The sequence below is a fragment of the Frankia gtarii genome, from assembly GCF_025403375.1.
In the GTDB taxonomy this organism is placed as follows: Bacteria; Actinomycetota; Actinomycetes; order Frankiales; family Frankiaceae; genus Frankia; species Frankia gtarii.
The window spans coordinates 1-1,041 of record NZ_JAMPTM010000564.1 but is presented as its reverse complement, the minus strand read 5'-3'; the positions used below and the strand labels follow the sequence as shown (position 1 = coordinate 1,041).

1 protein-coding gene is annotated in these 1,041 nt (G+C 73.8%); it reads left to right on the top strand.

What is annotated here, in order from left to right; all coding sequences use genetic code 11:
- Positions 1 to 1,041 (top strand): LLM class flavin-dependent oxidoreductase (locus tag NBZ83_RS32310; protein WP_261576533.1); only part of this gene is annotated, 1,041 nt, incomplete at both ends.

Genomic DNA, 1,041 nt, shown 5'->3' with positions numbered 1-1,041 from the left:
GACCGGCCCCGCCATCACGTCGCTGTCGTTCCTCACCCCGGGCAACTACCCCGACGACGACCCTCACGCGGGTCTGGAGGACACCCTTCGGCTGTTCGAGTTCGGGGAGCGGCTGGGCTTCGACGGCGCCTGGATCCGCCAGCGGCACCTGGAGCACGGGGTGTCCTCGGCGGCGGTGTTCCTCGCCGCCGCCGGCCAGCGGACCCGGCGGATCCAGCTTGGCACCGCGGTCATCCCCATCGGGTACGAAAGCCCGTTCCGGCTGGCCGAGGATCTCTCCGTCGCCGACGTACTGTCCGGCGGGCGGCTGCAGGTGGGGCTCAGTACCGGGACCCCGCCGCATGCCGAGTTGCTCGGCGACCTCGTCTTCGACGGCGACTGGCGCAGCTTCGACCTGTCCTACGGCCGCATCGCCCGGCTGCGCGACAACCTGCTCGGCGACTATCTCGGCGACCCCGACACCGTCATCCACTCGCCGGGCAACACCCAGCGCCCCCGCCTGCAGCCGCACGCACCCGGCCTCGCCGACCGGCTCTGGTACGGCGGGGGCAGCCTGCGCTCGGTGCGCTGGACCGGCGAGAACGGCCTGAACCTGCTCACGGGCAACATCGTTTCAGGGCAGGGCATCACCGCCGGGCAGGGGATCGCGGCTGGGGAGGGGATCGCCGACTTCGTGACCGTGCAGCGCACCCTCATCCGCGAGTACCGCCGCCTGATCGGCGCCGACCGGCCCGCGCGGGTGGCCCTCGGCCGGGTCGTCGTGCCCTTCGACAGCGCCGACCGGGCCACCCGGGAGCGTTACCGGGTGTACGCCGCCGCCCGCCACGAGCGCACCCTGCGCCCGCACGGCGAGCGGCGGACCCTGTTCGCCCCCGACCTCGTCGGCGACGCGCAGCGGATCCTCGACGGGCTGCGGGCCGACGCGGCGGTGGCGGAGGTGAGTGAGCTGCGGGTGGAGCTGCCGTACGAGTTCGACCGCCGCGACTACGAGCAGATCCTGCACGACGTGGCGCACACCGTCGCCCCGGCCCTCGGCTGGCG